10 protein-coding genes are annotated in these 8,864 nt (G+C 47.4%); all 10 read left to right on the top strand.

Annotated elements, in window-relative coordinates; genetic code table 11:
- The first annotated feature begins 152 nt into the window (after positions 1-152).
- The 10 genes from WBV27_RS01150 to recN all read left to right on the top strand — a co-directional run bounded on the left by WBV27_RS01150 (position 153) and on the right by recN (position 8,793).
- A complete protein-coding gene (locus tag WBV27_RS01150) occupies positions 153-1,214 on the top strand; it encodes a M24 family metallopeptidase (RefSeq protein ID WP_424198676.1) in 1,062 nt (353 codons plus the stop codon).
- Between the two features lie 68 nt (positions 1,215-1,282).
- Positions 1,283-1,840: an elongation factor P gene (efp, locus tag WBV27_RS01145; protein WP_086984689.1), complete on the top strand. Its 558-nt coding sequence runs from the start codon at positions 1,283-1,285 to the stop codon at positions 1,838-1,840.
- A 26-nt stretch (positions 1,841-1,866) separates the two neighbouring features.
- The gene (locus tag WBV27_RS01140; RefSeq protein WP_106449407.1) at positions 1,867-2,292 is read left to right on the top strand and encodes an Asp23/Gls24 family envelope stress response protein; all 426 of its coding nucleotides are present in this window, start codon (positions 1,867-1,869) and stop codon (positions 2,290-2,292) included.
- Complete coding sequence (nusB, locus tag WBV27_RS01135) at positions 2,289-2,744, top strand: transcription antitermination factor NusB (RefSeq protein ID WP_272160458.1); 456 nt, start codon at positions 2,289-2,291, stop codon at positions 2,742-2,744. The genes WBV27_RS01140 and nusB overlap by 4 nt, the downstream gene beginning before the upstream one ends.
- Before the next feature lie 126 nt (positions 2,745-2,870).
- Positions 2,871-3,710 carry a bifunctional methylenetetrahydrofolate dehydrogenase/methenyltetrahydrofolate cyclohydrolase FolD gene (gene folD, locus WBV27_RS01130; RefSeq protein WP_424198673.1) on the top strand — a complete coding sequence of 280 codons (840 nt, stop codon included), beginning with the start codon at positions 2,871-2,873 and terminating at the stop codon, positions 3,708-3,710.
- 16 nt (positions 3,711-3,726) lie between these two features.
- A complete protein-coding gene (xseA, locus tag WBV27_RS01125; RefSeq protein WP_424198671.1) occupies positions 3,727-5,061 on the top strand; it encodes an exodeoxyribonuclease VII large subunit in 1,335 nt (444 codons plus the stop codon).
- Positions 5,061-5,303 carry an exodeoxyribonuclease VII small subunit gene (locus WBV27_RS01120; RefSeq protein ID WP_424198669.1) on the top strand — a complete coding sequence of 81 codons (243 nt, stop codon included), beginning with the start codon at positions 5,061-5,063 and terminating at the stop codon, positions 5,301-5,303. The genes xseA and WBV27_RS01120 overlap by 1 nt, the downstream gene beginning before the upstream one ends.
- Before the next feature lie 5 nt (positions 5,304-5,308).
- Entirely contained in the window at positions 5,309-6,202 is an 894-nt protein-coding gene (locus WBV27_RS01115; protein WP_424198667.1) for a polyprenyl synthetase family protein, read from the top strand.
- 12 nt (positions 6,203-6,214) lie between these two features.
- Positions 6,215-7,057, top strand: coding sequence for a TlyA family RNA methyltransferase (locus WBV27_RS01110; RefSeq protein WP_424198665.1), 843 nt, complete (start codon positions 6,215-6,217; stop codon positions 7,055-7,057).
- 35 nt (positions 7,058-7,092) lie between these two features.
- Positions 7,093-8,793 carry a DNA repair protein RecN gene (recN, locus tag WBV27_RS01105; protein WP_424198663.1) on the top strand — a complete coding sequence of 567 codons (1,701 nt, stop codon included), beginning with the start codon at positions 7,093-7,095 and terminating at the stop codon, positions 8,791-8,793.
- The last annotated feature ends 71 nt before the right edge of the window (positions 8,794-8,864 follow it).

Here is an 8,864-nt window from a genome sequence, read left to right as displayed (position 1 = left end):
GTTTTTTGGTAGTTCATCGAATTTGGAATCGAATGCTGGCCCAAAAGCTCAGATAGACGAATTCCCTCTATCTATGCGGGCTATTTTTTGATATAATGGATAGGTATGTTTGTAAACAAACAGGCTATTTTTTTTGGAAGGAAGTATGTGAAATGAGTAGAGTCTCAAAATTGCAGGCTGCCATCAAAGCGAAGAAGATGGATGCAATGCTGGTGACAAGTCAATATAACTTACGTTATGTTTCCAATTTTACGGGTACGACCGGTTTGGCGGTCATCACTCAAGAGGAAGCTTTTTTTGTGACCGACTTCCGATATACCCAGCAAGCTGCTTCACAGGCACAGGGGTTTCAGATTATTCAGAATAAAGGGCCGATATTCGATGAAGTGAAAAAGATTGTGGAGGTAAAAGGCATTTCGTCTCTAGGGTTCGAAGACGCCATCATGTCTTTCCGCAGTGTCGAAGACTTGGAGGACCAAGTGACGTGCGATCTGCTTCCTGCTTCAGGCATCATCGAAGAATTGCGTGAAGTCAAAGACGAAGCAGAAATCCAGACAATCAGACGGGCTTGTGAAATTGCGGGCGCCGGGTTCATGTTCATCCTTGATCACATTCGTCCGGGAGTTTCGGAAATAGAAATCGCGAACCGTTTGGATTTCCACATGCGCGAATTGGGCGCGAGCGGCGTTTCGTTCGAAACGATTGTCGCCAGTGGTAGCCGTTCCGCCATGCCGCATGGTGTGGCCAGTCCGAAGTTGATCGAAAAAGGCGACTTCGTGACGCTGGATTTCGGTTGTTATTACAACGGCTATGTTTCGGATATGACCCGCACGGTTTCAGTGGGGCAACCGCATGAGAAATTGAAGGAAATCTATGATATCGTTCTGGCAGCCCAATTGCGCGTGAATGCAGCGGCCAAAGCCGGGATGACAGGCATTGAAGTTGACAGTGTCGCACGCGATTACATTACGGAGCATGGGTATGGGGAAGCGTTCGGCCACTCCAATGGGCACGGAATCGGCCTGGAGATACACGAGGGACCAAATACATCGCAAAAAGCCGGAAAAGTACTTGTGCCAGGCAATGTCATCACAAATGAGCCGGGCATCTATCTCGCTGGTCTTGGCGGCGTCCGTATTGAAGACGATCTTGTGATCCGTGATAACGGCAACGAGATTTTGACACATTCTCCAAAAAAATTGATTATTTTGTAAAAAAATAGAATCCAAACCAAAATAATGGTAAACTTATTTCAAATGAGTTGCCACAGGAGGAATTATTAATGATTTCAGTAAATGATTTTAAGACAGGCCTGACGATCGAAATTGATGGAGGGTTATGGAAAGTTGTCGATTTCCAACACGTAAAGCCAGGTAAAGGTGCGGCTTTCGTCCGTTCAAAATTGAAGAACCTTCGCACTGGAGCTGTGCAGGAAAAAACTTTCCGTGCGGGTGAAAAAGTCGGGAAAGCGCATATCGCGAACCGCAAAATGCAATTTCTGTACGAGAGTGCCGGTGCTTATGTCTTCATGGACACTGAAAACTATGAACAGATCGAATTGAATGCAAGCCAAATCGAATATGAATTGAACTATCTGAAAGAAAACATGGAAGTAAACATCCTAATGTACGAAACAGAAACAATCGGTGTCGATCTTCCGAACACAGTAATCCTGCGAGTGGAAGAAACTGAGCCAGGGATCAAGGGCGATACAGCTTCAGGCGGTTCAAAACCGGCTAAAATGGAGACTGGATTGATGGTCAACGTACCATTCTTCGTGAATGCGGATGATATGCTTATCGTCAACACAACAGATGGTTCTTACGTATCCCGCGCATAATGTTTCCCAAGAAAGGAGAATGACAGATGATGGAAGAAACAAACATTCCTTTAGCAAACGGTCCGGCTCCGCTGGGAGAGATTGAAATTGCTCCTGAAGTGATTGAAGTGATAGCGGGTATTGCAGCGAATGAAGTAGAAGGTGTTTATGCGATGCAAGGGTCTTTCAAGACCGGCGTCAATGAATTATTGGGACGCACTGCCCATAACAAAGGTGTACATTTGACAGTCGACGAAAATGGTTTGGCGGTTGATGTGTACTGTTACATCAAGTACGGGACTTCCGTACCGAAAGTCGCTTTGGATATGCAAGAAAAAGTGAAGGAACAAGTCCTTTACATGAGCAATCTTGAAGTTTCGCAAGTGAACGTCCATGTGGTTGGCCTTGTCGCACCGAAGTCCGAAGACAATGCCTATCTTGATTTGGATGCAGAATTGGGGGAGAATGCGTGAGCACTTCCCGTTTAACCAGAAGAGAAATCCGGGAAAAGGCGCTCCAAGCCCTTTTCCAATTGAAAACGAACGAAGAATTGACCCCTGAAGAAGCCATCAAGCAAGCGGTTTTGAGCGATTCAGAGGAATGGAACAGCGAAGAGGATGTCGAAATCCAGGATTATCCTTATTTGGTCACATTAGTGCATGGCGTGTTGGATAATCAAGCGGCGATCGATGAAGCGATCCAACCTTACCTGAAGAACTGGACTGTGGGCAGATTGGCCAAAGCAGATGCTTTGATCATGCAGATTGCTGCTTATGAAATGCTGTTGGGAGATACAGAACAGGTACCTCAAAGGGTAGCGTTGAATGAAGCAATTGAAATTTCAAAGCTTTATTGTGATGAACAGTCGAGCAAATTCATCAATGGCGTATTGTCCAACCTCATTCCTAAAACGGAAAATCCTTAATGCTTCGGCATAAGGGTTTTTCTTTTTTTGTCGCTGAATTCGGGCATGCCAAGCCCGCTTTTCTAACCGTAATCCAAGATAATATGTTAAAATAAACGGTAACACCAAGGAAAAGGAGATTGATTAATGGAAACGATTATCATGGATGGAAAAGGCTTAGCAAAAAAAATGCAGGATCAGATGAAAGAACAGGTAGCAGCATTGACAGCGGAAGGGAAAACCCCGGGTCTTTGCGTCATTTTGGTCGGCGAGGATAAAGCGAGCCAAGTCTATGTCCGCAATAAAGAGAAGCAATCCGAAGCAATGGGTATGAATTCGCGTGTCGTTCGTCTTGCGGCAGACATTTCCGAAGCAGATCTCCTGGCAGAAGTTGAAAAGCAGAACCAAGATGACAGCATGCACGGTATTTTGGTACAGCTGCCCTTGCCGAAACACATAGATGAACAAAAAGTTTTGCGCGCAATCCGTTATGAGAAGGATGTGGATGGCTTCCATCCGATGAACGTCGGCAACTTCTTCCTAGGCAATGAATCAGCTTTGCCATGCACACCGTACGGCATCATGAAGATTTTGGAAGAATACAACATCGAGCTTGAAGGTAAAAAAGCATTAGTGATCGGCCGCAGCAATATCGTCGGCAAACCGATGTCCATCATGCTTATGAACGAGAATGCGACAGTCACGATCGCCCATTCACGCACCAAAAACCTGAAAGAATTGGCTAAAGAAGCCGACATCCTGGTTGCGGCGATCGGCAGAGGGCATTTCGTCACTGCTGATTTCATCAAAGAAGGCGCAGTAGTCATCGACGTAGGGATGAACCGCAGTGCAGAGGGTAAATTGATCGGCGATGTGGACACGGCCGGTGCAATGGGCATCGCAAGCCACATCACACCAGTGCCTGGTGGTGTCGGTCCGATGACCATCACGATGCTGTTGCAACAAACAATCGATAAAGCAAAATAATCAAGGAGGCACAAAGTTGGAACCTGTCTATCTCAGCGTCACCGCTCTAACCAAATACATCAAAAGAAAATTTGATGCCGATCCTTATCTCGAGCGTGTCTACCTTACTGGTGAAATATCCAATTATCGTCCGCGTCCGGGCCATCAATACTTCAGTCTGAAGGATGACCATGCCGTCATCTCAGCAGTGATGTACAAAGGCAGATTCGACAAGTTGACCTTCAAGCCCAAGGAAGGGATGAAGGTCATGCTCATCGGACGGGTGAATGTCTACGAATCGGGCGGAACCTACAATATCATGGTCGAGCATATGGAACCGGATGGGGTCGGTGCTTTGTACCAAGCGTTTTCGGAACTGAAGGAAAAATTAACGCGCGAAGGGTTGTTTTCCCTGCCGAAGAAAAAGCTCCCAGTATTTCCGAAACGCATCGCCATAGTCACCAGCTCAAGCGGTGCGGTCATTCGGGACATCATGACGACTGTGAAAAGAAGATACCCGATCGTCCAGCTCGTGCTCTATCCGACCATTGTGCAAGGAAAGGATTCCGCTGCCAACATCATAAAGAATCTTAAAGCAATTGAGCAAAAAGGTGATTTTGATGTGGTTATCGTCGCAAGGGGTGGCGGCTCCATTGAGGATCTTTGGTCCTTCAATGAGGAAACAGTCGTCCGCCAAATAGCGGCCATGAGTGCCCCAGTCATCTCTTCCGTAGGGCATGAAACGGATACGACGTTGGCCGACTTTGTTGCGGATGTACGCGCCGCTACTCCGACAGCAGCGGCGGAATTATCAGTGCCGGTGTTGAGCGATGTCATCCGTTATATCCATCAGATCGACAACAGGCTCTATCAAAAGATGCGGCATCTGCACACGATGCAACAACAGCGATTGAACCGCGCCATGCAATCCTATATCTTCAGACAACCGGAGCGGATGTATGAAGGCTATGCCATAAAAGCGGATCAGGTGCAGCAACGCCTGGCAAATCAGATGCAACAGCAGATTCATTTGCGGTCCAATGAGCTGCAAAGGCTGCAATTGCGCCTTGAAAACCGCAATCCTGCAAGGGAAGTGCAGCTGGCCGGCAATCGCAGACAACAGCTCACCGATGAGCTGCAAAGGGCCATGGATCGCTATCTGAAACAAAAGGAAATGCGCCTGACATCGGCTATGCAATCGTTGGACTTGTTGAGTCCGTTGAAGATCATGTCGCGAGGGTACACTTATACGACAAGAGGCGGGAACGTAGTCGCATCTGTCAAGGAGTTGCACAGCGGCGATAAATTGAAGGTGAATTTTGCGGACGGTTACGCCGAAGCAGAAGTAAAACAAGTGGTGGAGGAAAAATGATGGCCGAAAAGAAAATAAGTTTTGAAGAAGCGATGAACCAATTAGAAGCTATTGTAACAAGACTGGAAGCAGGGGATGTTCCATTGGAAGAGGCCTTGGAGCAATTCAAGGTCGGGATGGATCTCAGCAAGTATTGCCAAGATACTTTGAACAATGCTGAAAAAACGTTGACGAAAATCGTCAACCCGGATGGTTCGGAAGCGAATTTTGAAGAGCTGGCAACCCAAACCGAAGGAGAATGACAAGCATGAATCTTAGCGAATTTCAATCGGAATGGATGCCTCGATTCGATGCTTTCCTTTACTCGGAGTTGGATGCACGTGTGCCTTCGCAAGAGAATCTGCACAAAGCGATGGCGTATTCTTTAATGGGGGGCGGAAAAAGAATTCGCCCTCTTTTAGTGTTGGCGACCATTTCGTTGGCAAACAGTGAAATTTCGGATGGCTTCGCAGCTGCAGCCGCTTTGGAATATATCCATACTTATTCCTTGATCCATGATGATCTGCCTGCTATGGATGATGATGATTACAGACGGGGGCGCTTGACTTCCCATAAAGTATTCGGAGAATCCACCGCCATCCTTGCGGGGGACGCGTTGCTGACGGCTGCTTTCGAAATCCTTGCGGAATCCTCTGTCATTTCGGCAGACAAAAAAATCAGACTGATCGGCTTATTGGCGAAAGCCTCGGGGCCGAACGGAATGATCGCCGGACAGATGGATGATGTAGAGGGCGAAAAGAAGACGCTGACACTAGAAGAGTTGAAGCAAGTGCACGATAAAAAGACCGGCGCGTTGATAAGATACGCTGTCACTGCGGGATGCCTCATCGCGGATGCGGATGAACCGTTCATAACCGAGATGGAAGGATTCTCCAGACACTTGGGTTTGGCTTACCAGATCCACAATGATCTGAAGGATGTCGTGTTGGATGAGGCCGAGACGGGCAAAACCATCCATCATGATGCCGCATTGAATAAAAATACATATCCATCCTTATTGGGTGTCACCGGATCCATCCAGGAACTGAACGGCGTTATCCGCCAAGCGGAAGACTGTCTGGACCGAGTGGTGCTGTCCAATGGCGGTGCGGAGGATAAAATAGATGTATTCCGCCAATTATTGGACTATGTCAGAATATAACGGGAGATTACCATGGAAAAAGAAAGATTGGATTTACTTGTAGTACAACAGGGCTTGACAGATTCCCGTGAAAAAGCCAAAAGATTGATCATGGCCGGGCAAATCTATGACGAAAACAACCAGCGTTACGACAAACCGGGCGAAAAGATTTCCGTCGAGAAAACCCTCCATATAAAAGGAGAAACATTGAAATACGTGAGCCGTGGCGGATTGAAACTTGAAAAAGCCATCGCTTTATTCCAAGTGGATCCCAAGGACAAAATCTTTTTGGATATCGGCAGTTCAACGGGTGGCTTTACGGATGTCGCGCTGCAAAATGGGGCGAAACTTTGTTATGCGTTGGACGTCGGCTACAATCAATTGGATTGGAAGTTGCGCCAGGATGACCGCGTCGAGGTCATGGAACGGGTGAATTTCCGTTACAGCAAGCTGGAGGATTTTGAAAAAGGGCAGCCGGAGATGGCTTCCATTGACGTATCCTTCATTTCACTGAAACTGATTTTGCCGGTTCTGAAAGAAATCATCGCAATCGGCGGAGACGTCGTTGCGCTGATCAAACCGCAGTTCGAAGCTGGAAGAGGGAAAATCGGCAAAAAAGGCATCGTCAGCGATCCGGCAGTCCACAATGAAGTGTTGCGGGATATCTTGGATTTCGCTTCCCTGACCGGATTCGATGTAAAAAATCTGAGCTTCTCGCCTATCACTGGTGGAACCGGAAACATCGAATTTTTGGTTCATTTACAAGCCAATGAGCATGCACCAGGCATCGTCTCTCCAGAAATCGACAGCCCGCAGATTGTCAAAGAGGCTTATCTGCAGCTGAAAAGCAAATCAATCTCAATTTCCGATAAATAGGCGTTTTAAGGAACCGTTGCGAAGGGGAATGCGGAATGTTACAAGAGTTGTCCATTAAAAATTTTGCAATAATTGAAAATCTTCAAGTGAGTTTCGACGAGGGTATGACCGTGCTGACTGGGGAAACCGGAGCAGGGAAATCCATCATCATCGATGCCGTCGGTCTGTTGGCAGGCGGAAGAGGATCCAACGATTTGATTCGATACGGCGAAAACAAGACGGTCATCCAAGGGCTTTTCAGTATTCCCGAAAACGCCAAGACAGTGTCCGTGTTGGAATCGTATGGAATAGAAGCGGACGGGAACCAAGTTCTGCTGCAGCGGGAACTTTCCCGGAACGGTAAGAACATTTCCCGCGTCAACGGCACAATCGTAACGGTTGCGACTCTGCGCGAAGTCGGCGAAACGCTGATCGATATCCACGGGCAGAACGAGCACCAAGAATTGATGGATCCGCAAAAACATATCGATCTGCTGGATCAGTTCGCCGGGAATGAACTGAGAGAAGTCAAAATGACATATCTCAATACTTATTCCAAATATGTGGATACACGCAAGCAATTGATCCAATTGAAGACAGACGAGAAAGAAACAGTCCAAAGAATCGACTTGTTGACTTTCCAAATCCAGGAAATCGAGCAAGCACAGTTGAAAGATCCTGCAGAGGATGAAAAACTGGAAGAAGAACGGAACCTGCTCGTCAATTATCAAAAAGTCATGCAAGCTTTAACGAGTGCGTACGATTCAATGCAGAACAGCGAAGAGAACGGCATCGACAAAATCGGTCTCGGCATGGCGGCGCTGGAAAAAGTGCAGGACATCAATCCGGTCTACCAGGCAATCGCATCCTCGGTCTCGGCAGCGTATTACCAACTGCAGGAATGCGCCGGCGACATCCTGTCGGAGATCGAGCAATTGTCCTACGATGAAGGGCGCTTGAACGAAATCGAGAACCGATTGGAATTGATCCGCCAGTTGAAGCGGAAATACGGAAACACAATCAGTGAAGTGCTGGGGCATTACGAAAAAATATCCCAAGAGCTGGATCTGATCGAAAACCGGGAAAGCTACCTTGAGAAACTCAATGTGGACTACAATAAAGCAAAAGAAGAGATTTTGGCTATCGGCAAACAACTGACAGCCATCCGGGGAAAAGCTGCAGTCGTTCTGGAAGAACAGATCCAACTGCAGTTAAAGGAACTGTACATGGAAAAGGTTCTTTTCAAGACTGTTTTCCATGTGCAACCTGGGAAGATTGCGATTACGGATAACGGGTTGGACCACGTGGAATTCTATATCGCGACGAACGTCGGCGAACCCCTGAAAGCATTGGCCAAGGTGGCCAGCGGCGGCGAACTCTCACGGATGATGTTGGCCATGAAAGCTATCTTTACTAAAACGCAAGGCATCACCAGCATCATCTTTGATGAAGTGGATACCGGCGTTTCGGGCAGGGTAGCGCAAGCGATAGCCAATAAGATCCACTTGGTGGCCAGTTACTCGCAGGTGCTCTGCATCACGCATCTTCCGCAGGTGGCAGCGATGGCGGATCAACATCTCTATATAGAAAAAGAGATCATTGCCGATCGGACAAAGACACATGTCAAACCGCTGTTCGGGCCTGAACGCATCAACGAAGTCGCACGCATGTTGGCGGGTACCGATATCACGGAGCTCTCATTGGCCCACGCAAAAGAATTGCTGCAGTTGGCCGATACCGAAAAAAACAAAGCTTGAATGAAAAACTGCGCAGAGGAGCAGACCGGAAGGATTGGGGAGATTGGCATACACTAAAATCATCGCGCATA

Origin of the sequence: Trichococcus sp. (genome assembly GCF_049589555.1) — a bacterium.
Taxonomy (GTDB): Bacteria; Bacillota; Bacilli; order Lactobacillales; family Aerococcaceae; genus Trichococcus.
The sequence above is the reverse complement of the archived record's forward strand: the minus strand, read 5'-3'. Positions and strand labels throughout refer to the sequence as shown.